At 61.8% G+C, this 24,539-nt stretch carries 21 protein-coding genes and 1 pseudogene; 12 read left to right on the top strand and 10 right to left on the bottom strand.

What is annotated here, in order from left to right; genetic code table 11:
• The 3 genes and pseudogenes from OO25_RS19200 to OO25_RS19190 all read right to left on the bottom strand — a co-directional run.
• Positions 1-233: pseudogene (locus OO25_RS19200) on the bottom strand (NAD(P)(+) transhydrogenase (Re/Si-specific) subunit alpha); the annotation flags it as partial.
• A 137-nt stretch (positions 234-370) separates the two neighbouring features.
• Positions 371-832 carry an isoprenylcysteine carboxylmethyltransferase family protein gene (locus OO25_RS19195; RefSeq protein WP_040182089.1) on the bottom strand — a complete coding sequence of 154 codons (462 nt, stop codon included), beginning with the start codon at positions 830-832 and terminating at the stop codon, positions 371-373.
• A 287-nt stretch (positions 833-1,119) separates the two neighbouring features.
• A complete protein-coding gene (locus OO25_RS19190; RefSeq protein WP_040182088.1) occupies positions 1,120-2,073 on the bottom strand; it encodes an MBL fold metallo-hydrolase in 954 nt (317 codons plus the stop codon).
• Between the two features lie 240 nt (positions 2,074-2,313).
• Between OO25_RS19190 and OO25_RS19185 the strand changes: the two genes are divergently transcribed.
• The 4 genes from OO25_RS19185 (at position 2,314) to kynA (ending at position 5,738) form a co-directional block, all read left to right on the top strand.
• Complete coding sequence (locus OO25_RS19185) at positions 2,314-3,066, top strand: SDR family NAD(P)-dependent oxidoreductase (RefSeq protein WP_040182087.1); 753 nt, start codon at positions 2,314-2,316, stop codon at positions 3,064-3,066.
• A complete protein-coding gene (locus OO25_RS19180; RefSeq protein WP_040182086.1) occupies positions 3,066-3,494 on the top strand; it encodes an MmcQ/YjbR family DNA-binding protein in 429 nt (142 codons plus the stop codon). The genes OO25_RS19185 and OO25_RS19180 overlap by 1 nt, the downstream gene beginning before the upstream one ends.
• A gap of 64 nt (positions 3,495-3,558) precedes the next feature.
• Entirely contained in the window at positions 3,559-4,752 is a 1,194-nt protein-coding gene (kynU, locus tag OO25_RS19175; protein WP_040182085.1) for a kynureninase, read from the top strand.
• Positions 4,753-4,904: 152 nt separating this feature from the next.
• The gene (kynA, locus tag OO25_RS19170) at positions 4,905-5,738 is read left to right on the top strand and encodes a tryptophan 2,3-dioxygenase (RefSeq protein ID WP_040174147.1); all 834 of its coding nucleotides are present in this window, start codon (positions 4,905-4,907) and stop codon (positions 5,736-5,738) included.
• A gap of 36 nt (positions 5,739-5,774) precedes the next feature.
• On the opposite strand, the gene OO25_RS19165 is transcribed toward kynA, so the two are convergent.
• Positions 5,775-6,356: a TetR/AcrR family transcriptional regulator gene (locus OO25_RS19165; protein ID WP_040182084.1), complete on the bottom strand. Its 582-nt coding sequence runs from the start codon at positions 6,354-6,356 to the stop codon at positions 5,775-5,777.
• A 99-nt stretch (positions 6,357-6,455) separates the two neighbouring features.
• Between OO25_RS19165 and OO25_RS19160 the strand changes: the two genes are divergently transcribed.
• Positions 6,456-6,920, top strand: a complete 465-nt coding sequence (locus OO25_RS19160; protein ID WP_040182083.1) for a (2Fe-2S)-binding protein — start codon at positions 6,456-6,458, stop codon at positions 6,918-6,920.
• Positions 6,921-6,923: 3 nt separating this feature from the next.
• Positions 6,924-9,164 (top strand): xanthine dehydrogenase family protein molybdopterin-binding subunit, encoded by a 2,241-nt coding sequence (locus OO25_RS19155; protein ID WP_040182082.1) that lies wholly within the window; start codon positions 6,924-6,926, stop codon positions 9,162-9,164.
• A gap of 90 nt (positions 9,165-9,254) precedes the next feature.
• On the opposite strand, the gene OO25_RS19150 is transcribed toward OO25_RS19155, so the two are convergent.
• The 4 genes from OO25_RS19150 to OO25_RS19135 form a co-directional block, all read right to left on the bottom strand.
• Positions 9,255-10,034: a gamma-glutamyl-gamma-aminobutyrate hydrolase family protein gene (locus OO25_RS19150; RefSeq protein ID WP_040182080.1), complete on the bottom strand. Its 780-nt coding sequence runs from the start codon at positions 10,032-10,034 to the stop codon at positions 9,255-9,257.
• Between the two features lie 220 nt (positions 10,035-10,254).
• Positions 10,255-10,680: a heme-binding protein gene (locus tag OO25_RS19145; protein WP_040174154.1), complete on the bottom strand. Its 426-nt coding sequence runs from the start codon at positions 10,678-10,680 to the stop codon at positions 10,255-10,257.
• A 75-nt stretch (positions 10,681-10,755) separates the two neighbouring features.
• Positions 10,756-12,888, bottom strand: coding sequence for a malate synthase G (locus OO25_RS19140; protein WP_040182078.1), 2,133 nt, complete (start codon positions 12,886-12,888; stop codon positions 10,756-10,758).
• A 245-nt stretch (positions 12,889-13,133) separates the two neighbouring features.
• Entirely contained in the window at positions 13,134-13,334 is a 201-nt protein-coding gene (locus OO25_RS19135) for a hypothetical protein (RefSeq protein WP_040182076.1), read from the bottom strand.
• A gap of 121 nt (positions 13,335-13,455) precedes the next feature.
• Between OO25_RS19135 and pepN the strand changes: the two genes are divergently transcribed.
• The 3 genes from pepN (at position 13,456) to OO25_RS19120 (ending at position 18,103) form a co-directional block, all read left to right on the top strand.
• On the top strand, positions 13,456-16,020 hold the full coding sequence (gene pepN / locus OO25_RS19130) for an aminopeptidase N (RefSeq protein ID WP_040182074.1): 2,565 nt from the start codon (positions 13,456-13,458) through the stop codon (positions 16,018-16,020).
• Positions 16,021-16,143: 123 nt separating this feature from the next.
• Positions 16,144-16,596, top strand: a complete 453-nt coding sequence (locus OO25_RS19125) for a hypothetical protein (protein WP_040182071.1) — start codon at positions 16,144-16,146, stop codon at positions 16,594-16,596.
• 166 nt (positions 16,597-16,762) lie between these two features.
• A complete protein-coding gene (locus tag OO25_RS19120; RefSeq protein ID WP_040182111.1) occupies positions 16,763-18,103 on the top strand; it encodes a hypothetical protein in 1,341 nt (446 codons plus the stop codon).
• Positions 18,104-18,154: 51 nt separating this feature from the next.
• On the opposite strand, the gene OO25_RS19115 is transcribed toward OO25_RS19120, so the two are convergent.
• Entirely contained in the window at positions 18,155-20,533 is a 2,379-nt protein-coding gene (locus OO25_RS19115) for a Tex family protein (protein WP_040182069.1), read from the bottom strand.
• Between the two features lie 172 nt (positions 20,534-20,705).
• Between OO25_RS19115 and gatB the strand changes: the two genes are divergently transcribed.
• The gene (gene gatB, locus OO25_RS19110) at positions 20,706-22,220 is read left to right on the top strand and encodes an Asp-tRNA(Asn)/Glu-tRNA(Gln) amidotransferase subunit GatB (RefSeq protein ID WP_040182065.1); all 1,515 of its coding nucleotides are present in this window, start codon (positions 20,706-20,708) and stop codon (positions 22,218-22,220) included.
• 280 nt (positions 22,221-22,500) lie between these two features.
• Entirely contained in the window at positions 22,501-23,202 is a 702-nt protein-coding gene (locus OO25_RS19105) for a DUF4177 domain-containing protein (protein WP_040182062.1), read from the top strand.
• Positions 23,203-23,276: 74 nt separating this feature from the next.
• Here OO25_RS19105 and OO25_RS19100 read toward each other — a convergent pair whose 3' ends face one another.
• The gene (locus OO25_RS19100; RefSeq protein ID WP_040182060.1) at positions 23,277-23,531 is read right to left on the bottom strand and encodes a BolA family transcriptional regulator; all 255 of its coding nucleotides are present in this window, start codon (positions 23,529-23,531) and stop codon (positions 23,277-23,279) included.
• A gap of 118 nt (positions 23,532-23,649) precedes the next feature.
• Here OO25_RS19100 and OO25_RS19095 point away from each other — a divergent pair, with 118 nt between their 5' ends.
• On the top strand, positions 23,650-24,273 hold the full coding sequence (locus tag OO25_RS19095) for a DnaJ domain-containing protein (protein ID WP_040174166.1): 624 nt from the start codon (positions 23,650-23,652) through the stop codon (positions 24,271-24,273).
• The last annotated feature ends 266 nt before the right edge of the window (positions 24,274-24,539 follow it).

The raw sequence follows: 24,539 nt of genomic DNA, 5'->3' as shown, positions 1-24,539 counted from the left end.
GTCGGCTGGCGCACCTTGGCCACGATATCGCTGGCCTTCCATAGCGCGGCCGGTGTTTTGACGATCTCAACGCCAACAGCCTCATATGTGGCATCTGCAAACCCAGCCGCAGCACCTGCGCCGGTCTCGATCGCACAGGTATAGCCCAGCTTTTGCAGTTGAACCGCAGAGTCCGGGGTCATCGCAACCCGCGCCTCGCCGTCAAATACTTCTTTTGGCGTGCCTATTTTCACCTTGTCGGTCCCCCTCATTGTCCCCGCGCCAGACTCACTGAGCACGTATCGCAAATATTTTGACTACATTGCGCAATATTTTTGCGCAACAGTTTCGCTGCGTCGCCGCAACGGATTGCCGCGGTGCCGCAAATCCATCACAGCCATCGCCGTGTCTTCTGTTCATACCGCGCCCAGTCCGCGCGGAACTGCCTGCGCAACCGGTTTTCTTCCGGCAGAATGAACCGCCGCTCCAGCACCCAAACAAAAATTGGCAGCAGCGCCAGCGACAGCACCGCATCAAACCGCAGGATCAGCCCCAGCAGCAACAGGCAATCACCGAGATAAATCGGATTGCGACTGCGTTTGAAAATGCCGGATTGCACCAGCTGGCTGGGCTGCCCATGCGGGTGAAGCGTTGTCTTCTGGCGCCGCAATTCCGTCACGGCCAGCAGCATCAAAACGATCCCCCCGCCGATCAGCACACCGCTGAGAAACCCCACAAACGCGCCGATTGCGCGCCCCGAGAATTCAAGCCCCAACGGCAGAAACCGGGCTTGGCACCAGGCCAGCACCGCAAACCCCAACAGCCACACCGGAGGCACGTCGATCCATTTCATTGCAGGCGACACTCCGGGTGATCCTTGTCAGATTTGATGCGCATCAGCGGCAGTTTTCCCTCATGAGGCCAGGAGGTCCACCCTTCGGAGCGCTCTTCCGAAGGATAAGGACAAAGTGCCCTGAATGGTCGTGAAACGGCGAATCCGTTCCATTTGCGGCATGATCCTGCACAAATTGTTGTGGATAGCCACGTATACTTTGGCATGCCCAAACGGGTGATCAGCGCAGACGGCGCCAATAACCGGTCACAAAAGCGTCAATGGCCAAAGCGACAGACCCCCTGCGGCTATTCCCACTCCATTTCCTCATAGACGCGACCGGCATTCTTGGTCGCCAATTCCTCAAAGGTATCGAGCTGCTGCCAGCGGGCCTGATCCACGTAATAAGCCGACGCCAGATCGCCGCCCTCTTCGATATGGGCACCAATCTTGCTGCGCAGATCCACGAGGTAGTCCAGCGTGTAGCGCCGCACCTGATCGAAATTGGTCGGATGGCCGTGACCGGGGATCACATAGGTTGGATCCAGCGGTTCCAACTTTTCCTGCCAGGTCTCAATCCAGCAGCTGGTGCAGGTATGTTCAAAAATCGGCAGCATCCGCTCGTGAAACGCGATATCCCCGGCGATCAACATTCCCCACTGCGGAATCCAGACCTGAGTATCGCCAGGATCATGCGCCGGGCCCAGATGTAGGACCTGAAAATCGACGCCCCCCAGCGACAGATCATAGCGATCCTCAAAGCTTAGGTTGGCAGGCTCAATCCGTGTCGCGCCTGCGCGGTCCTTATTGTAGCTCTGCATGCCTTGCAGGATGAAATGGCCGTTCTCTTTGACCTCTGCCGTGGCCTCCACATGGGCCAGAACATCCACGCCCTGATCGCGCCAATAGCCGTTGCCCAGCATTGCATGGCCCTGACCATTTTCATTGATCACCAGCACCACCGGCTGATCGGTCAGCGCTTTGATCTCCGCATGCAGCGCAGCCGCCAGCGCGTCCGACGCGCCCGCATTGATGACGACAACGCCCTGATCCGTCACGACAAAGCTGAGATTATTGTTGTGTCCCGCGTTCTCATAGGTTGGTGGTGCGGTGGCCCCGATAGCGGAAAATACCTGCGGGATCACCTCCACAGGTTTGGAATACAGCTCGGACTGCGGGTATTGATCGGCGATATCTTCGCTCGCCAGCGCAGCTGCGGGCGATATCAGCGCGGCAAAGAGGCCAAGGGCCAGAGTTTTCATGTTATCCTCCATCTGCAACGGGGGCCTGTCGCCACCTTTGGCCTGACATTCACACATTGGAATATTTATGTAAACAACCTCTCGGAGGAGATCCGAAACGGGACAATTCCCCTGCCCCTGAAATGCCTGACAAAGTGACGGAACGGAGATCTTGCCTGCCTTCGCGCGGCGGTTAGGCTCTTCTCACAACCGGGAGATAGCCCGGCCGAGAACACCAACACCCAACTGCGGAGCAAGGCCATGACACTCAAAGGAAAACACGCGTTGATTACCGGCGGCGGTACCGGCATTGGCCTGGCGATGGCACAGGCGCTGGCCGCAGAAGGTGCAGAGGTCACCATCACCGGACGCAGGCAAGAGGTACTGGAGGAGGTCGCAACCGACGGGCTGCACCCGCTGGCGATGGATGTGCGTGACGAAGCTGATGTCATCGCCAAGATCGACACCGCCACTGCCGCCCGCGGACCGATACAGATCTGCGTGCCCAACGCTGGCATCGCCGAGGGCAAGGCCCTGCACAAGATGTCGATGGAGTTCTGGCGCAATATGATGGCCACCAATCTGGACGGTGCCTTTTTGACGATCCGCGAATCCATGAAATCCATGCGCCAGACTGACTGGGGCCGCGTCGTCACCGTCTCCTCCATCGCGGGCCTGCGTGGCCTGCAAGGCGCGCCCTGCTATTCGGCCAGCAAACATGGGCTTATCGGCCTGACACGCTCGCTGAGCGAGGATTATCTGGGCACGCCTTATACCTTCAACGCCCTCTGCCCCGGCTACGTCGATACCCCGATTATCGACCGGAACGTGACCTCAATCTCTCAGCGCGCGGGCGTCAGTGAGGAAGACGCACTGAAGATCATGGTTTCCGCCAATCGTCACAAACGCCTGATTCTGCCCGATGAGGTGGCCGCAGCGCTGCTGTGGCTTTGCGGCCCCGGCTCGCAGTCGATCAACGGGCAGACAATTGAGATTGCCGGCGGGCAAACCTGATGACACGGGAAGAGTTCAACGCGTTCTGCGCCAGCTTCGCCGCCACGTCCCATGTGGTCCAATGGGGCAATGCAGACGTGTGGAAGGCAGGGGGCAAGGTTTTTGCCATCTGCGGCTGGGCCGATGGCAAAGACGCCTTTACCTTCAAGACCGGCGATATCGCCTTTGAGGTCCTGCAAGAGCGTCCGGGCGTCCGCCCGGCGCCCTATCTGGCGTCGCGCGGGATGAAATGGCTGCAGCATTTCAAGGACCCCGGCCTGAGCGACACGGAACTGAAAGAGCAGATCAGCCTGTCCTATCGTCTCGTCACCGCTGGCCTGTCCAAGCGCAAACGCACCGAGCTGGGCATCCCCGAGCCGCAGCCGGGTGGCGCCCAGAGCGGGGATCCTGGATCCAAATCTCTGGACAGGGGCGGCACGATGCGATAGCACTCCAGAAACTTTAAGCATAAAATATGCTGACCGCCAGATCACCCATGCTCACGAGGTTCAGATGACCGATTTTGCCGCGACCAAGGCCATGTTCTCCCTGCCGGAAGGGATGATCTACCTCGATGGCAACTCTCTCGGGCCAATGCCCCGCGCCACCGCCGAACGGGTGCGCAGCACGATTGAGGACGAATGGGGCGAGATGCTGATCACCGGCTGGAACAAGGCCGGTTGGATGCAGAAACCCACCGCCATCGGCGACCGGATTGCGCGTTTGATCGGCGCCGAACCGGGCCACGTGGTGATGGGAGACACCCTGTCGATCAAGGTCTATCAGGCCGTCGCTTCGGCGTTGGAGCTGAACCCAACCCGCAAGGTGGTGCTGTCCGACAGCGGCAACTTCCCTTCCGACCTCTATATGGTTGAGGGGTTGGTGAAATCGCTAGGCCCGGACTATGCCCTGCGCGTTGTGGCACCGGAAGAGATCAGCGCCCATATCACCGATGACATTGCGGTGCTGATGCTGACCGAAGTGGACTATCGCACAGGGCGCAAACACGACATGAAGGCGCTGACAGAACAGGCCCATGCCGCAGGGGTTGTAACGGTCTGGGATCTGGCCCATTCCGCAGGCGCCCTGCCGGTAGATCTGGCTGGCTGCAAGGCAGATTTCGCGGTCGGCTGCACCTATAAATACCTCAACAGCGGCCCCGGCGGTCCCGCCTTCATCTACGTCGCCCCCCGCCACGCAGATGCCGCCCGCCCGGCTCTGTCCGGCTGGCTGGGGCACGCCGCGCCGTTTGATTTTGACCTGAACTACAAACCCGGCAACGGCATCGAACGTATGCGGGTCGGCACGCCCCCTGTGTTGCAACTCGCCGCGCTTGAGGCGTCGATGGACATCTGGGACATGGCCGATATGGCGGATGTGCGTGCCAAGTCGATTGAACTTTGCGATCTGTTCATCGCTGAGGTCGAAGCCCGCTGTCCCGATCTCACCCTTGCCTCCCCTCGCGATGGCGCTGGCCGTGGCAGTCAGGTCTCATTCCGCTTCCATGAGGGTTACGCCGCCATGCAGGCGCTCATTGCCCGTGGCGTGGTCGGTGACTTCCGCGCGCCTGATATCATGCGCTTTGGCTTTACTCCGCTCTACATTGACGAGGTCGATGTGCGGGCCGCCGTCGATATCATCGAGGATGTGATGACCAACGCGCTGTGGGACAGTGCCGAATACAAGACCCGCAACGCCGTCACCTGATGATGGCTCTGCCCGCATACCGCGTGCCACTGTGCCGTCCGGCTGGCTGGGTCGCCCTGTGGCGGCGGCTGGCCCAATGTGGCACGCTCAATTCGAGAAAGGCTCCTGTTTCCGCAATCTGATACACTTCCGGAACACCAAGGAGCCTTTCCATGTCCACCCCCTATGACCCCGCCAAAGAAGGCGCGCAGATGTCGTTTGACGGACGCATGTCCTACGGCGACTACCTGTCGCTCGACACGCTGCTGACCGCGCAGAAGACCTGGACCAACACCCATGACGAGATGCTGTTCATCATCCAGCATCAGACCTCGGAACTGTGGATGCGCCTCGCCATCCACGAGCTGACCGCCGCCCGCGCGCGCTTGCTGGATGACAAGCCCCATGAGGCCTTCAAGATGCTCGCCCGTGTCGCCCGCATCTTTGAACAGCTGAATTCGGCCTGGGATGTGCTGCGCACCATGACACCCTCCGATTACACCGCCTTTCGTGATGAGCTGGGGCAAAGCTCGGGCTTTCAGTCGCACCAGTACCGCCAGATCGAATTCATGCTCGGCAATCGCAACAAGGCGATGTTGCGCCCCCACGCCCACCGGCCCGACATTCTGGCCCTGTTGGAGGAAGAGCTGAGCCAGCCCTCGCTCTATGATGTCGCGCTACGGACGCTTGGCCAGCGCTTCGACCTGCCGGATGAGGTGCTGAACCGCGATCTGTCAGAGGCCTACACGCCCCATCCCGCGGTCGAGGCTGCCTGGTGCGAGGTCTACCGCAACACTGAGGCGCATTGGGATCTCTATGAGCTGGCAGAAAAGCTGGTGGATTTTGAGGATTACTTCCGCCGCTGGCGCTTCAATCACGTGACCACGGTCGAGCGCGTCATCGGTTTCAAGCGTGGCACCGGCGGCACTGGTGGTGTCAGCTACCTGAAACGGATGCTGGAGGTGGAACTGTTCCCGGAACTCTGGCACCTGCGCACCGTGCTCTGACGCGCCACTCCCTGAGGCAGGCCTGCTTGGTCTGCCTCAGCGCGGGGACAGCCCCACCGCAAACAGCTGCGCCAGCTGACGCACACCTGCGCGATAGCTGGCGTAATCCGCAGAGGTGTGTTTTACGCCCTTCATCGCGCTACAAAATGTCCGTGCGACCTCTTCGGCCGTGCCTGTCAAACGAATGGTGCCCGTCGCAGCCATCTCAGCCAGCCATGCCGCGTAAACATCCCGCAAAAGCGCCTCGCCTGCGTCGATATGATCCCCGGCACTGCTCAAGCTGGCTTCCAGCACTTCCATTCCATGGGGCGTGTTCAACATTGCTTCCATCGCCTCACCGCCCTGCGCCTCAAAGGCCGCAAGCAGTTGCGCCGCTGCTGTGCCTTTGGACGTCAGCGCCGCGCGGAGCCGGTCAGCAGTCTCCGCATAATGCGCATCAATCAACGCTTTCAGGATCGCTTCCTTGTTCCGGAAATGCAGATAGACCGCCGGGCGCGACATGCCCGCCCGCCTTGCAATGTCGTCCATCGAGGTCTTGCGATACCCGTAGGTCGCAAATCCCCCCCAGGCCGCTTCAAGGATGGCGCGTTGTTTCGGATCGCTGGGAGCTTTGATCATGAAATCGCTTCTGACACTTCACCTCAATTATGTCAATTGACAACCTGACAAAATAGGCTAATTGTGTCAACACGTCAGCCAATCGAGAAAGAGCCCGCCATGTCCACCACCCTTCGCATCAATGGAACCTCTCATCAGGTCGATCTGCCGGACGACGTGCCCCTGCTGTGGGTGCTGCGGGATGAGATTGGTCTTACCGGCACAAAATTCGGCTGCGGCGTCGCGGCCTGCGGCGCCTGCACGGTGCATATTGATGGCGAGGCGGTGCGCTCCTGTCAGGTGGCACTCTCCGACGTCTGGGGTGATGTCACCACAATCGAAGGGGTCGGAGCACCCGACACAATGGCCGTTGTGCAAAAGGCATGGGTCGCCAATCAGGTGGCCCAATGTGGCTACTGCCAGTCCGGCCAAATCATGCAGGCAGCGAGCCTCCTGGCAGAGAACCCCTCCCCCAGTGACGCAGAAATCGACGAGGCGATGCAGGGCAACCTCTGCCGCTGCGGCACCTACCCGCGTATCCGCGCCGCCATTCACGACGCTGCCAGCATGATGAGAGAGGTCTGATTCATGGCCAGCCTCAAGAAAATCGCCCGCCGCAGCTTTCTCATCGGCTCTGCCGCCATCGTCGGCGGTGTTGCCTTCGGCACCTATAAATACCACCAGCCCGCCCCCAATCCGCTGGCACAGGTAGACGGGCGCGCGGTACTCAACCCCTTTGTCTTTGTCGATCAGTCTGGCGTCACGCTGATCGCGCCTCGGGCCGAAATGGGACAGGGTGTGAAATCCGCATGGGCCAGCCTAATTGCCGAGGAGCTGGACGTCGATCCCGCCAAGGTCACCGTGCTGCATGGCCCGGCAGCCAAGGCCTATTACAACAGCGCCATGATGTCCGAGGCGCTGCCCGGTCGCGGTTATGATGCCTCCGATTTCCAGCACTCGCTGGGCGAAATCGTCGGCCACATGTCGAAGTTTCTTGATCTGCAGGTTACCGGCGGCTCCTCCTCCATGCGGGACGGGTTTGAACGGATGCGCCATGCTGGCGCCAGCGCCCGCGAAACCCTGAAACAGGCCGCCGCCGATCAACTGGGTCTCAGCCGTGATCAGCTCACGACCGAGGACGGCCATGTTATTGCTCCCGACGGCGCCCGCCTGCCCTATAGCGCGCTTGCAAATGCCGCTGCCTCCCTTGCGCCGATCGAAGCAGATCTGCGGCCGGCCTCTGAATGGCGTCTGATTGGCAAAGACGTGCCGCGCGTCGACATGGTCGCCAAATCCACCGGTACTGCAGAGTTTGGCGTCGACGTCCGCCTGCCCGGCATGAAATTCGCTGCCATCCGGCAAAGCCCGCATTTCGGCGTCGGCAAAACCGCCTTTGACGCCAGCGCTGCCGAGGGGATGGCCGGTGTCGAAATGATCCTCGACCTAGGCGATGCGGTTGCAGTCGTGGCCAGCAATACCTGGCTTGCCCAGCAGGCCGTGGACGCGATTGATGTCACCTGGGAAAAAGCCCCCTACCCCGAGACGACTGAGGCGATTTTTGACGAAATCAGCCGCAGCTTTGACGCCGCACCAAATTCCACCATGCGTGATGATGGCGATGTGGACGCTCTGCCAGAGGGCGCGACCGTGATCGAGGCTGAATACCGGTTGCCTTACCTCGCCCACGCCACGATGGAGCCGATGAATGCCACCGCGCTCTATTCCGGAGACAGCTTGCAGATCTGGGCTCCCAATCAGGGTCCAACCATTGTGCAGAAAAACGCCGCAGCCTTGGCAGGGCTCGACACCGACGCGGTGGAGGTGAATACCACCTATCTGGGCGGCGGCTTCGGGCGGCGTATCGAAACCGACTACACGGACCGTGCAGTGCAGATCGCCCTGCAAATGCCCGATACCCCGGTGCAACTGACATGGAGCCGCGAGGAGGACATGACGCACGACGTCTACCGCCCCGGTGCCGTTGCCCGCTACCGCGCGGCGGTGAAAGATGGCAAGGCAGTGATGGTCCATGGCAAGATCGCCGCACAATCCGCCACGGTTGAGGGCGCAGGCCGGATGCTGGGCCTGCCGATGAGCGGCCCGGACAAGGGGCATGTCGACGCTGCCTTCAACCAGCCGCTGGCCATCCCAAACTTCCGGGTTGAGGGCTATCTGGCCGCGCCCATGCTCCCGGTTGGTTTCTGGCGCTCGGTCGGGGCGTCGTTCAACGGGTTCTTCTCCGACAGTATTATTGACGAAATGGCCCATGCGGCGGGCCGCGATCCGCTGGACTTCCGGCTGGAATTGGCCCGCGCCGAATGGGACCCCGCCGCCAAGGTGCTGGAGACCGTGCGTGACATGTCCGGCTGGACCGGCCAGACACCCGACGGCATCGGCCGCGGGGTCGCCATGGCCTACAGCTTTGGCACACCGGTCGCTCAGGTGATCGAAGTGGCCGATGAAGAGGGCCAGATCCGAATGACCAACGCCTGGATCGCTGCCGATCTGGGGCGTGTCATCGACCCGAAGAACACCCGCGCGCAGATGTTTGGCGGCATGGTCTACGGCTTGTCAGCCGCCTGTTTTGGGGAGATCACCATTGATGGCGGCGCGGTCGAGCAGGAGAACTTCCCCGACTATGACGCGCTGCGCATGCACACGATGCCCCGGGTTGAGGTGACCCTGCTGGAAAATCAGCCCCGAATGGGCGGAGCCGGTGAACCGGGCACCCCGCCTGCCGCGCCTGCGCTGGCCAATGCTCTCTTTGACCTCACGGGCAAGCGCGCACGGCAATTGCCGCTGATGCATGAGTTTGACCTTCTGGTCTGAGAAGGCTTCCCTGACACGACAACAGGCACCGTCATCGCGGTGCCTGTTGATACAAACGCAAGCAGAAGCAGCCCCGTCAGATGCCTCACATCAGGCGCTTTGCCGATGGCCCCGCGCTCCGGTCCCATCCGCCCAATCCCGCACCGCATCCCCAAAGGCCGTGAACAAGGGCCGCGACACCGGATCATTGGCGGCGTCCCATTCCGGGTGCCATTGCACCGCAAGGGTAAAGCCGGGCGCGTCTTTCACATAAATTGCCTCAGGCGTACCATCAGGCGCAGTCCCGTCAATCACAATCCGGTTGCCCGGTGCCTTGATCCCCTGCCCATGCAGCGAATTGGTCATCACCTCAGGCGCACCGAACAATCGGTGGAACACACCACCCTCGCTCAGCTCCACGATATGGCGCATGGCGAATTTCTCCTCCAGCGTACCATCGGGCGGCATCCGGTGGTTCATGCGCCCCGGCAGCTCACGAATCTCCGGGTACAGCGTGCCACCCATGGCCACATTCACTTCCTGAAACCCCCGGCAAATTCCGAGGAAAGGCTGCCCCCGCTCCACACAGGCCCGCACCAGCGGCAACGCGATGGCATCGCGCGCCCGGTCAAAGGCGCCATGCGCATCGGTTTCCGCCTCACCATATTCATTTGGATGCACGTTCGGTCGCCCGCCGGTCAGCAGGAAACCGTCGAAACTCTCCAACAGCTCCTCAACCGAGAGGAACCGGGGATCGGAGGGGATCAGCAGCGGCATGCAGCCCGCCACCTCGGCCACCGCCTCGGAGTTCATGGTTCCCCCGGCATGGGCCGGGTATTCATCGTTGATCAGATAGGAGTTGCCAATAATGCCGACTTTGGGGCGTGTCATTCTGTCCTCAGCGGTTTGGGCATCGGTCACGCGCCCTTACGGGCGGCACGACCGGATCAGGACAATCCTACAGCCACGCTGCGGCGAGTGGCAATTCCCCTTAAGGGCGGGACCCGCCGTCAGCCCGTAAAAAGCTGCATATGGGCCGCAGCTTTCACATCGGTCATGTCGTCTGTGGCCTGTCTTCCTGCCCGACCTCGCATGATGTCGGGCAAACCAATCACGCCTCGCCGTTCAGGCCGGTGGCCCGGATGCCCGCCATCGCGGCCTCCGCGTCATTGTCGGAGGTATCCCCGGTAACCCCAACCGCACCGATCACGACCCCCGCCTCACTGCGCAGCAGAACGCCGCCCGGAACCGGCACAACCTGCCCACCATAGACACCGTTCACGGCCGCCATGAAATAGGCCTGTTGCTCAGCCCGCGCCATCTGGGCTGTGCCCGCCATGCCCAGCATCACCGCGCCGTATGCCTTGCCATGCGCGATGGCAAAACGCCCCGGAGCGGCACCATCTTCACGTTCAAACGCCAGCACATGACCGCCGGCGTCCAGAACGACGACTGATAGCGGTTTGAGCGCCATCTCGCGGCCCTTCGCCCGGGTGTGATCAATGATGCTGCGGGCCTGATCCAATGTAAGGGTCATTTCGGTGTCCTTGATATGCTCTGGTATGTTCGCAAAAAAAGAGGCCGGGCACAGCGCCCGACCCCATCTGTTCTCTTAGCCCTGCGCCTTCAGTTCAAGGCGACGCGCATGCAGCACCGGCTCGGTATAGCCGGAGGGCTGAATCCGCCCACGGAACACCAGATCGCAGGCCGCCTGAAAGGCAACTCCGTCAAATCCCGGTGCCATAGGCGTGTAGCTGGCGTCGCCCGCGTTCTGTCCGTCCACGACTGCGGCCATTTTCTGCATCGCGGCCATGACCTGCGCCTCATCCACAATGCCGTGATGGAGCCAGTTGGCCAGTGCCTGGCTGGAAATCCGGCAGGTTGCACGGTCTTCCATCAGGCCCACGTTGTGGATGTCGGGCACCTTGGAGCACCCCACGCCCTGATCGACCCAGCGCACCACATAGCCCAGAATACCTTGCGCATTGTTTTCGATCTCCTGCGCGATTTCGGCCTCCGACAGGTTTTCGCCCTGCATCACCGGGATGGTCAGCAGATCATCCAACGTGCCCCGCGCGCCGCCCGCTTTCAGCTGATCCTGCACCTGATGGACGTTCACGCGGTGGTAATGCGTGGCATGCAGCGTCGCGGCGGTTGGCGACGGCACCCAGGCGCAGGTCGCGCCGGATTTCGGATGGCCGATCTTGGCCTCCAGCATCTCGCCCATGCGATCCGGCATCGCCCACATGCCCTTGCCAATCTGGGCCCGCCCTTTCAGGCCGCAGGCCAGACCGATATCAACATTGCGATCCTCATAGGAGGCAATCCAGGGCGTCGCTTTCATCTCGCCCTTGCGCATCATTGGCCCCGCTTCCATCGACGTGTGGATCTCGTCACCCGTCCGGTCAAGGAAGCCGGTGTTGATGAAGGCAACCCGATGTTTCGCGGCCCGGATACAGGATTTGAGGTTCACCGAAGTGCGACGCTCCTCATCCATGATGCCGATCTTGACGGTGTGACGCGGCAAGCCCAGCGCGTCTTCGACATGGGCGAAAATTCGGTCGGTAAAGGCAACCTCCTCCGGCCCGTGCATCTTTGGCTTCACCACGTAGACGGACCCATGCAGCGAGTTACCGCCCTCCGCCTGAAGATCATGCATCGCACACAGGACGGTGGTCATCGCATCAATGAAGCCCTCGCCTGCCTCGCGCCCAGCGCTGTCGCGGACGGCGGGGTTGGTCATCAGATGGCCGACGTTGCGCACCAGCAGGAGCGAGCGCCCCTTCAGCGTCAGCTCCGAGCCATCCGGTGCGGTGAACGTCTGGTCGTCGTTCAGCACACGGGTGAAGGTTTCACCGCCCTTCGTCACCTCTTCGGCGAGGTCGCGTTTCATCAGCCCAAGCCAGTTCGTATAGGCCGTGACCTTGTCCTCACCATCGACGCAGGCCACGGAATCTTCGCAGTCCATAATGGTGGAGAGCGCCGATTCCAGGACAATATCATTGATCCCGGCCTGATCGCCCGTGCCGATGTTCCCGTTGGCATCCACCACGATCACCGCGTGCAGGCCATTGTTCTTCAACAGAATCTTGCCCGGCGTGGCCGCATCGCCTGCATAGCCTGCAAACTGCGCGGCGTCCTTGAGCGTTGGCACCAGCGCGCCGCCTTCCACAGACAGACCGGTACAGTCGTTCCACGACCCCTCAGCCAGCGGGAAGGTCTGATCAAGGAACCCGCGACCCCAGGCGATCACCCGCGCACCGCGCCCGGCATCATAGCCTTTGCCCTCAGGCAGATCGCCCATGGCATCGGTGCCATAGAGCGCATCATAGAGGCTGCCCCAACGAGCGTTGGCCGCATTCAGAGCAAAGCGCGCATTGGTGATTGGCACCACCAGCTGCGGTCCCGGAACATTCGCGATCTCATCGTCGACATTCTGCGTCTCGATCTCAAAATCGTCGCCCTCAGGCAGCAGATAGCCGATATCGCGCAGAAACGCCTCATAGGCGGCGGCGTCATGGGCCTGCCCTTTGCGTTCGATGTGCCAGGCGTCAATCTGTCCCTGCAGATCCGCACGTTTTGCCAGAAGGGCGCGGTTCTCATCGCCCATCCCGTTGACCAGCCCGGACAGACCAGCCCAGAACGCATCCGCTGTCACACCAGTGCCGGGCAAAGCCTTGTCTTCGATGAAGGACACCAGCGTGTCAGCCACCTGCATATCATGACGTTCCTGCATCCCGCTCATGGGGTGATCCTCCTGTAAATGCGCGTTTGCAGACCCGGATACACCAAAAGTTTCCTATCAGCAACGATGGTGGTAATATTAGTTTACCAATTCGGGCGAAGCTGCTTCAAATAAACACGATAGGTGCTGTTCTCCCTTTAGGATTTCCCGGAACAAACCCAGCGCTATAGAAAAAACCAAAAAAAGACCCGGCAGAAATCTGCCGGGTAGGTCGGGGAGGAACTCTGGGTGGTCGGGGGTGTGGGTCAGTCGTCCGCGATGGTCGCCTGCACCTCGGCAGCCGTCTGCGGTGCTTCAACGACGTCTTGCCCGCCGCCTTTGTTGAAAACCCAAAGCAGGAAAACGGCAAACATCAGCAGCACGGCGACCACAACGCCCCGAACCCCCAGCAGGGCCGGCTTGTGCAGCTTCTCTTCGCGTTCAACATTGGTGTCAGGTGCCGACATGGGCCGCTCCTTTGTCTACAAGTTTGCGCGGTTGCTGGCGCGGGGCCGCAGCCGCTGGTACACAGGCTTGTAATAGATACGCTGACCGACCCGCTCGGGTTCCACGGAACAGGAAAAAACCATGAAAGATGCCGCGCCCACCACCGCACCGGAGACATTTTATCTGAAGGATTACAAACCTTTCGGATTTGAGGTGGAGGCGGTAGAGCTGACATTCAAGCTGGCGCCGAATTCGACCCGCGTGCTGAGCAAGATCCGCTTTGCCCCCAAGGAAAACGCCGCCGATCCGCGGTTTTTCCTGCACGGTGAGGCCCTGAAACTCATCTCCGCCAAGATCGACGGCGCACCCGTGACGCCGGAGCTGATCGCGGGTGGTCTCATCTGCGACACACCCGACACCCCCTTCACCTGGGAAGCGGAGGTGGAGATCGACCCCGCTGCCAACACCGCGCTGGAAGGGCTTTATATGTCCAGCGGCATGTATTGCACCCAATGTGAGGCCGAGGGGTTTCGCAAGATCACCTATTACCCTGACCGCCCTGACGTGATGTCGACCTTCTCGGTCCGTATCGAAGGGAATGAAAAGGTCCTTCTATCCAATGGCAATCCCACTGGGTCAGGCGACGGTTGGGCGGAGTGGCACGATCCATGGCCGAAACCGGCCTATCTCTTTGCGCTGGTGGCCGGTGATCTGGTGAACCATCCCGACAGCTTCACCACCCGGTCCGGCAAGGATGTCGAACTCAACATCTGGGTCCGCCCGGGAGACGAGGGCAAATGCGCCTTTGGCATGGAAGCGCTGAAGAAGTCGATGAAATGGGACGAGGATGTCTACGGCCGCGAATACGATCTGGATATCTTCAACATCGTGGCAGTAGATGATTTCAACATGGGCGCGATGGAGAATAAGGGGCTGAACATCTTCAACTCCTCCTGCGTTCTCGCCTCGCCCGAGACCTCCACGGATGCCAATTTCGAACGGATTGAGGCGATCATCGCCCATGAGTATTTCCACAACTGGACCGGCAATCGCATCACCTGCCGCGACTGGTTCCAGCTGTGCCTGAAGGAAGGCCTGACCGTGTTCCGCGATGCCCAGTTCACCGCTGATATGCGGTCAGAGCCGGTGAAGCGGATTGAGGATGTGATTGCGCTGCGCGCCCGCCAGTTCCCCGAGGACAACGGCCCCCTCGCTCATCCGCCACGCCCGGAACAATTTCAAGAGATCAACAACTTCTACACCGCCACCGTCTATGAAAAAGGCGCTGAGGTCATTGGGATGCTGAAGCGCCTTGTGGGCGATGAGAATTACGCAGCGGCGCTGGATCTCTACTTTGACCGGCACGACGGTCAGGCCTGTACGATCGAAGACTGGTTGAAGGTGTTTGAGGATGCCACCGGGCGTGACCTCAGCCAGTTCAAACTCTGGTACAGTCAGGCAGGCACCCCGCAGGTGCAGGTCTCTGAGGACTATGCCGACGGTCACTATACCCTCACCTTTGAGCAATCGACGCCGCCCACCCCCGGCCAGCCCGACAAGGCCCCTCGCGTTATTCCAATCGCGGTGGGGCTGCTTTCCCCCAACGGCGGTGAAGTGCGCGCCACGGAGGTGCTGGAGCTGACCGAAGCCAAGCAGAGCTTCACCTTTGATGGCCTCGCCACGAAACCCGTGCCCTCCATCCTGCGCGAGTTCTCGGCCCCGGTGATCCTGGAGCGCGAGACCACCAACGCAGAACGCGCCTTCCTGCTGGCCCATGACACTGATCCCTTCAACCGCTGGGAGGCGGGCAACGCTCTGGCCACCGAAACCCGCGTCAGCATGGTGACCGAGGGCGCCGCGCCCGACGGGGCCTATCTGGATGCGCTGGAGAAACTGGTGCGCGATGACACGCTTGATCCGGCCTTCCGCGCGCTGGTGCTATCGCCGCCCAGCCAGTCCGAGATTGCTCAATCTCTGCACAACCGCGGTGTCACCCCCGATCCGCAGAAGATCTACGATGCGGCAGAGACCTTCGCTCAGACGCTGGCGCAGCAGCTGGAGACCAGCCTGCCCCGGCTCTACGCCGCAACCACTGTAGATGGCCCCTATCAGCCCGATGCCCATGGTGCCGGTCTGCGGGCGCTGAACGGTCGTATCCTGTCCCTGCTGACCCGGCTGGATGGCGGCGAACAGGCGGCACGCCAGTATCAGGCCGCCGACAATATGACCCAACAATATGCGGCGCTGGCATCACTGATGAAGGCGGAAAATGGCGAGAGCCAAAGTCAGGCGTTCTTCGACCAATGGCAGAGCGATCGTCTGGTGATGGACAAATGGTTCGCCCTGCAGGTGGCCTGTGCCGCCCCCGATGCGGCAGCCGGGGTTGCCTCAGACCTCACCGGTCACGCGCTCTTTGACATGAAGAACCCCAACCGCTTCCGCGCCGTGATGGGCGCGCTGGCGGGCAATCACGCGGGCTTCCACCATGTCAGTGGCGCGGGCTATCAGCTGCTGGCAAAGAACCTGATCGCGCTGGACAGCCTGAACCCCCAGACCACCGCGCGGATGTGTGCGGCCTTCCAGACCTGGAAACGCTACGACAGTGCGCGACAGGCCCTGATCCGGGTTGAGCTGGAGCGCATCCTCGCCACAGAGGGTCTCAGCCGGGACACCCATGAGATGGTCAGCCGGATCCTGCAGGGGTGACGCCCAAGCCACGCAGAAAGAGCGGGCGGCCTGACTGCCCGTTCCCCTCTGTAGATCTGGAAACGGTGCAGCTTTGCCGTCAGCCGGATCTCGGTGACACCCGCCGTGCCGTAGGTCTGGCGGGTGTCTGACGGCGGTGTCTCCTCCACGGCGTATCGCTACAGCCGGACCGCCCGCACACCGCGCCTCACCGTGGCGCTTGGCCTCTGGGCGGCCGGCATCCTGATCATATCTCTTTATTTCTCCGCTGCCGTCTGGATTGCTGTGGTGCTGGCGCTGCCTCTGCTCCCCGGCCTGTGGGAGCTATGGCGCAACCCTACTGCGATGCTGACGCTGGACAGCAAGGGCCTTAGCTGGCGCAGCGCGGCCTCCGGCAGCACAGATATCCCCCTGGATCGGATCAGCCACATCCGGCTCGACAGGCGCTGGGATTTCTCCCATCGGGCCACGGTTTTCACAGACAGCGGCAAACGCCTGCGTATCCCGCCGGATTGCCTGCCGCCGCATCAGCGCTTTGAGCAGGCACTGATTGCCGCCAATCTGCGGGTTGAGCGACATCATTTTCAGATCTTCTAGCGGTCTGAGCGGCGCCTCCGCCGCAAACCCAACTCTTAACGCCCGTTAACCTGCCACTGGAATATCCCAATCGTCCTCTGCAATGGCGCGCGCGCGCCATGATTGCGCCCCAAAGCCGGGTCAGTTTGTTTTCAGTGATTTAAGCTGCCAGCACGCGGACATCGATATGCTCAAAAAAAACACCCCAGCGCGCGATCTTTTCAAACAGGTTTTTGCGACATTTCTGCCCGGCGACGGGCGCGCACCGACTGTCCAGACCGCCGATGATCACCCCGTCCGCTTGCCACAACCAACAACGGTTCAGGACAGCACCTCCGAGCCGCGCAGCCACAGCAGCGCCATCACCCAATCAACCGAGCAACTGATCGTGCCAATCTGCGATCCTGCGCACTCAGGCAGTGACTGCGCGGCACTGCAGGATCAGGGGCAGTTCCTCGCCCGTCAGGATCGCTGGGCTGACCTCTCCGCCCGGATCGCAGAGGCGGATAGGGCGCGACGCAACACGCCGCATGGCCTTCCCGTCGCCGAACTGCTGGCCCATGGTGCCCGCGGCGATGTGGTCAATGCCGTCGAACACGCGCTGAGCCTCGGCCACGCCGCAGACCGGCGCAAGATGATCGAAGGTGTCATGGGGCTGGAGGCCATGTCCGTCGAGCATCGCGATGATCCCTATCTGCGCACCTTGGTGGCCCTGGCCCATATTGATGTGGCGTGGATCTGGCGGGGGTATTCCGACGTCTTGTCGATCACCGTCGCCAACGGTCAGCGTTGTGCAGCCCATTTCGACAGGGCCGCCGCGCTGTTGCACCCGCTGGATGGCATTGCGCTTGACAGCCCCTTCATAGCCGCCGCCAAAACCGCCCTTCTGGCCGGGCAACGCTCTGCCGGAACCACACAGGTCGCCGATGACTTTGCAGCACTCATTGATCTTGACCCCGACAACCATCGCCACATGCGCAGTCTGGGCACCCATATGCTGCCGCGCTGGTTCGGCGACTATACCGCGCTCGAACTGGAGGCCCGCCGCACCGCCGCCCGCACCGAGGCCACTTGGGGCCACGGCGCCTATGCCTGGGTTTATTTCGACGCCATTGCACTGGACCCAGAGGCCTGCGCCCGCGTCGATATCGACTTCTTCATGGACGGTCTGCGCGATATCGTGGCCAGTCGCCCAGATCAGGAGATGATCAACCTTCTCGCCTCCTATTGCGCTGTGGCCCTGCGCTACGGCGAGGAAGCCGCCACCAAAGGCCCCCCGCAGCGCGCCGAAATCGTGGAGGCCGCAGAATGGCTGATCCGCGATCACCTGCGCGAAATCCATCCCCTGATCTGGGCCCACGCAGCCCAGCGGTTCGACAACAACCTGCGCATCGCCTCCCCGCGCCGCTTTGCCGATCACGGACGCAAGGATGCACTGGCATTTATCGCGAAACTGTTCCGCAATGAGATCGAGGCAGGCCAGAGGGTGGAATTCTCCGCCAGCGGCCTGAGGGTCTCCTCAAACTAGCACAGGCGCCTCGCGCGCCTGCGTGGCCCTCATGCTCCATCCGGTGTCCTGCTATCGCTTCTTGAAAGCATCCATCAGAGCGGCCCCCAGCGCGCCGGTATTCTGATCAGTCTTCTGACCGGAGTTTTGACGCGCGTTTTGAGTTTTGCCCTGCTTCTGACCCGGGCCCTTATGCCTGCCATGAGCTGACGCAGGCTTGCCGCCCTGTCGCGGGCCTGCCCCCTTGGCCGGTCCGCGTGCGTTACGCTCCTCTTTGGCAGAGGCTCCGCCGTCCTTCTTCATGGTCAGCGCAATCCGCTTGCGCGGCACGTCCACTTCCGTGACGGTGACCTTGACCACCTGACCAGTCTTCACCACCTCATGGGGGTCTTTCACAAACCGGTCCGCCAGCTGGCTGACATGCACCAGCCCGTCCTGATGCACGCCAATGTCCACAAAGGCGCCAAAGGCTGCAACATTGGTCACCGTGCCCTCCAGCACCATACCGGGCTTAAGATCGGTAATCGTCTCAACCCCATCCTTGAACGAGGCCGTCACAAAGGACGGACGCGGATCGCGGCCAGGCTTTTCCAACTCCTCGAAAATGTCGCGCACGGTCGGCAGCCCGACGTCGCCACCCACGAATTCCTCTGCCCGCAGAGACTTCAGCGCTGCCCCGTCGCCCATGATCTGACGAATATCGCGCCCGCAGGCAGCCACAATCTTGCGCGCCACGGCATAGCTTTCGGGGTGAACCGAGGACGCATCCAGCGGCTCCTTGCCATCCCGGATGCGCAGAAACCCCGCGCATTGTTCATAGGCTTTGGGGCCAAGCCTCGCCACCTTCAGCAGCTCGCGGCGCGAGGCAAACGCCCCGTTCACATCGCGATGGGCGACAATTGCCTCTGCCAGACCGGGGCCAAGGCCCGAGACATGGGACAAGAGCGGCGCCGACGCCATGTTGAGATCCACACCCACCGCGTTCACCACGTCCTCGATCACCGCTTCCAGCGATTTCGACAGTTTGTGCTGGTCCACGTCATGCTGGTACTGGCCGACGCCGATGCTCTTGGGCTCAATCTTCACCAGCTCCGCCAGCGGGTCCTGCAGGCGGCGGGCAATCGACACCGCACCGCGCAAACTCACGTCCAGATCCGGGAACTCCCGCGCCGCCAGCTCAGACGCGGAGTAGACCGAAGCACCCGCCTCTGACACCACCACCTTGGTCGGCGCCTTGATCTTGGCGGGCAGGTGTTTCAGCACCTCTGCCACCATCCGCTCAGTCTCGCGGCTGGCGGTGCCGTTGCCGATGGCGATCAGCTCGACGCCATGTTCCGCGATCAGCTTGACGATGGACACCTGCGCCCCGCGCAGATCGTTCTTCGGCTGGAAGGGATACAGCGTTTCGGTGGCCACCAGTTTCCCGGTTGCATCAACCACTGCCGCCTTGACGCCGGTGCGAATGCCCGGGTCCAGCCCGAGAGTCGGCCGCGCACCGGCTGGCGCTGCAAACAGCAGGTCTTTCAGATTGCGCGCAAACACCTGGATGGCGTCTTCCTGCGCACGACCGCGCAGGTCTCCCATCAGCTCCAGCATCATCGACAGCGACAGCTTCACCCGCCAGGCCCAACCCGCGACCTTGCGCAGCCAGATATCCCCCGGCCCGTTGCCGCCCGCGCCCAGCTCCGCCGCAACCATGCCTTCGGCCCGCGCGGCACCTTCTTCCGGCTCCGGCCCCACATCCAGCGTCAGCACGCCCTCGTTTGACCCACGCAGCATCGCCAGCGCCCGGTGCGAGGGCACATCGGCCCAACGCTCGGTATGGGCGAAATAGTCGGAGAACTTGGCGCCCTCCTGCTCCTTGCCCTCGATCACCTTGGCGGTGACCACCGCTTCCTTTTGCAGGAACCCCCGCAACCGCCCCAATAGGGCTGCATTTTCCGTCAACCGCTCGGTCAGGATATCGCGCGCGCCGTTCAGCGCATCCTTCACCGATTCCACCGCCTCGGTAATGTACCCTTCCGCCAGCTTTTCCGGGTCTATGCGGCGGTCGGCCAGAATGGCCTCTGCCAGTGGCTCCAACCCGTTTTCGCGGGCAATCATCGCCTTGGTGCGCCGCTTTGGCTTATAAGGCAGATAGATATCTTCCAGCTGCGCCTTGGTTTCTGCCGTCGCGATTGAGGATGCCAGCGCATCGGTCAGCTTGTCCTGCGATTTCACCGACTCAAGGATCGCCGCCCGCCGCTTTTCCAGCTCACGCAGATACTCCAGCCGTTCCGCCAGCCGGCGCAGCTGGGTGTCGTCCAGACCCCCGGTCGCCTCTTTCCGGTAGCGCGCGACAAAGGGCACGGTGGCGCCTTCGTCCAGCAGCGCGACAGCGGCGCTCACCTGTTTTGCGGCAGCGCCGATTTCCGTGGCAATGGTCTGGCTGATACGGGCGGATGTGTCCAAGGCGGCCTCCTGTTGAACTGCTCGGGCTGCCAGTTCTATCTGCACGCCCTAACCCCGCCAAGAGGGCAAATACCGCCGCGGCAATCCCGTGCCGCCATTGCCCTCTTGCTCCTGCCCGCGCAGAGGCCTAGAACGCTTGCCAACTATAGACATTCGGATACGGCGGAAAACCATGCTCGACCTGACATATGAACTCCCCAAGCCCAAAGTAATCGCGGGCGCCAAGCATGACTGGGAACTGGTCATCGGCATGGAAGTGCATGCCCAGGTCAGCTCCAATGCCAAGCTGTTCTCCGGCGCCTCCACGCGCTTCGGCGCCGAGCCGAACTCCAACGTCGCCTTCGTGGATGCGGCGATGCCGGGGATGCTGCCGGTGATCAACGACTACTGCGTCGAGCAGGCCGTGCGCACGGGTCTTGGCCTCAAGGCCGATATCAACCTGTGGTCCGCCTTTGACCGCAAGAACTATTTTTACCCCGATCTGCCGCAGGGCTACCAAATTTCACAGCTCTATCACCCCATCGTGGGCGAGGGCGAAGTGCTGGTGGAACTGGGCGACGGCACCGCGCGCAATGTGCGGGTGGAACGCATCCACATGGAGCAGGACGCGGGCAAATCGATCCACGACATGGATCCCAACATGTCCTTCGTGGACCTGAACCGCACCGGCGTCTGCCTGATGGAGATCGTCTCTCGCCCCGACATCCGCGGGCCCGAGGAAGCCGCCGCCTATATCGCCAAGCTGCGCCAGATCATGCAGTATCTGGGCACCTGCGACGGCAACATGCAGAACGGCAACCTGCGCGCCGATGTGAACGTCTCGGTCTGCCGCCCGGGCCAGTATGAGAAGTATCAGGAAACCCAGGACTTCTCCCACCTCGGCACCCGCTGCGAGATCAAGAACATGAACTCCATGCGCTTTATCCAGCAGGCCATCGACGTCGAGGCCCGCCGCCAGATCGCCATCATCGAGGCGGGCGGCACCATCGATCAGGAAACCCGCCTGTACGATCCCGACAAGGGCGAAACCCGCTCCATGCGCTCCAAGGAAGAGGCGCATGACTACCGCTATTTCCCCGACCCGGATCTGCTGCCGCTGGAAATCGAACAGGCTTGGGTCGATGATATCGCCGCCAACCTGCCGGAACTGCCGGACGAGAAAAAGGCACGTTTCATCAAGGATTTCGGTCTGTCCGATTATGACGCATCGGTGCTGACCGCCGACGTGGAATCGGCCACCTTCTTTGAGGAAACCGCCAAGGGCCGCAGCGGCAAACTGGCTGCCAACTGGGTGATCAACGAACTCTTCGGCCGCCTGAAGAAGGATGAGGACAAACAGATCACCGACAGCCCGGTCTCCCCGGCGCAACTCGGCGGTATCATTGACCTGATTTCTTCCGATGCGATTTCCGGCAAAATCGCCAAGGACCTGTTCGAGATCGTCTATACCGAAGGTGGCGACCCGGCTCAGATCGTCGAAGAGCGCGGTATGAAGCAGGTGACAGATACCGGCGCCATCGAGGCCGCACTGGACGAGATCATCGCAGCCAACCCCGCACAGGTGGAAAAGGCCAAGGTGAACCCCAAGCTCGCAGGCTGGTTTGTCGGCCAGGTGATGAAAGCCACCGGCGGCAAGGCCAACCCCAAGGCGGTGAATGAGCTGGTGGCCAAGAAACTGGGCGAGTGAGCGCAAGCCGCCAGTCGCAGATCAGACCGAATTGCAGATTGACCAAGGGCGCCCCGGTGGCGCCCTTTTTGGTGCCTGCGCAGGCTGTAACTCAGCCGCCTGTGTCCCCTTTGTGCTGACATCACAGCGCAAGCCCCCGTCATCAAACTGGAATTCCGCCGCGGAATTTGGTTATACTGCAGATCGACTTGCCCATCGACAGGTCCCCGCCCATGGGGAACGCGGACGCTTGACCCCCCGCACGCTTGCGCTAAACCTGCCGTCGACACAGGAGACGTTTATGCAAGCTTTTGAGTACAAGGTTGTTCCCGCCCCCGCCAAGGGCACCAAGGCCAAGGGGGTCAAAACAGCCGAAGCCCGGTTCGCCAATTCCATAGATATTCTGCTTAATGAGATGGCAGCAGAGGGCTGGGAGTATCAGCGCGCGGAGCTTCTGCCCTCAGAAGAACGCAGCGGGCTGACCGGCTCGACCACCAATTGGCGCAACGTGCTGATTTTCCGCCGCGCCTTGCCCGCAACGGCTGAGGACTCGCAGTCCACGGCCATCGCCCAGCTGGCGGCACAGCTCAGCGCCCAGATCGCCACTCAGACCACGGGTCCGGCCATCAGCGAGCCGGCAGATCCGGACACCAAGGACGTCGCAGCCGCCACCGCGGAGCCCGCGGCCGCCAGTCGCCCGGAAACCACCACTGTGCCGACCCTTGGTCCGGCGACCACCACCGCCAACGTACCGCCCACCGCCATTGCCGGTGATCCGGAGGCCCCGGCGGGCGCCATCGCCGTTCCCGGTCGTGGTGCACGTGCGATGATGGCTGATGATGGCGTGGAGGAACTCAGCCCGGTGTCCGGCGTGACCGCCGCACTGAAGGCCCGCGCCACCCTCGCCGCAACGCCGAAAGGCGCCGCAGCCAAACCCGCCGCAAAGGCCGAGCCAAAGCTGACAAAGGCGCAAGACCCCTCCAAAGATCCGGCAGGGAGCTGACCAGCCCCTTACCCGAATTCCCCGCCGACGTTGCCGCTTGGTCACATAGGCGGGGCTTTGCCTGACTTGCCGCGCTAGGCGCCAATATCCAGCGCCAGCGCGTGGATGCGTGGCACAATGTCGCCCAACGCCTGATGCACCGCACGATGCTGCGCGACGCGGCTCATATCCGCAAAGGCCGCGGCCCGGATATGCACGTTGAAATGGCTCTCGCCGCGCCCGTCGTGGCCTGCATGGCCGATGTGTTGATCGCTCTCATCCTCGACCCGCAGCACGCTTGGCGCAAATTCAGCACGCAGGCGGGCCTCAATCTCATCACGAATGCTCATTCTGCCGTGTCCTGCACAAAAATCCCCGTATTAATTTTCCCAGCCCCCTTCAATCTGCCGCCCCTTAGACTAAACTGCTGCCTCCGAGTCGAACAGTTGCGTCTAGAAGGTGCGCCCCATGACCAAGTCAGATCCCTTTGGTTTCGATATGTCCATCCGGTCAGCGAAGAAAAAGAACCCCCGCGGGCGGCGGGCCGCCACCGGCGCGTCCGAAACCTCCCAACGCGTCTGCGACAAGGACGGTTGCAATGAACCCGGCAAATTCCGCGCCCCCAAGGCGCCCGATGTGCTGGATGATTTCTACTGGTTCTGCCAGGAGCACGTGCGCGAATACAACAACAAGTGGAACTTCTTTGAAGGCACCACTGAGGCTGAGATGAACGCCCAGCAGTCCAAGGACAAGGTCTGGGAACGCCAGACCAAACCCATGGGCGACCCGGAGGCACGGGCCTGGGCGCGGCTAGGCATTGAGGATCCGCATCAGGTGCTCGGTCAGAACGCCACTCGCAATCCGGGCCGCTCCGCCCCTGCCGGGCGCCGTCTGCCGCCGACCGAACGCCGCGCGCTTGAGGTGCTGGAGGCCAAGGATGACTGGAGCAAGGCCGACATCCGCAAGGCCTACAAAAAGCTGATCAAAGTGCTGCACCCCGACATGAACGGGGGCGACCGCAGCCAGGAAGAACAGCTGCAAGAGGTGGTCTGGGCCTGGGACCAGATCAAGGACAGCCGCAGCTTCAAGTGAGCCGCAGCACCTAAAGCAAGTTCGTCTCAACGGTGTCTTTGCCGTTTTGAAAACACCAGAAAGCGTCGCGCAAGCGGTGCTTTTTATTTGCCCAATGCTTCGCCTCCCCCAGGTTTTCGCTGATCTGCCTGGCGCCCGTTGACCACCGGAGCGGGGTCGCGCCCACTTCTGGCGTCTTCGACCTGCGCCGAGGTCAGGTCATTGAACCGGTCGAGGAATGCCCGAAAATCGTGTGCATGTGAGAGCCGCTCCGCTGTTATTAGGAG

The sequence above is a fragment of the Phaeobacter sp. S60 genome, assembly GCF_000826845.1.
Taxonomy (GTDB): domain Bacteria; phylum Pseudomonadota; class Alphaproteobacteria; order Rhodobacterales; family Rhodobacteraceae; genus Phaeobacter; species Phaeobacter piscinae.
Note: the sequence above shows the minus strand (reverse complement) of the source record. Positions and strands in the feature narration are given on the sequence as shown.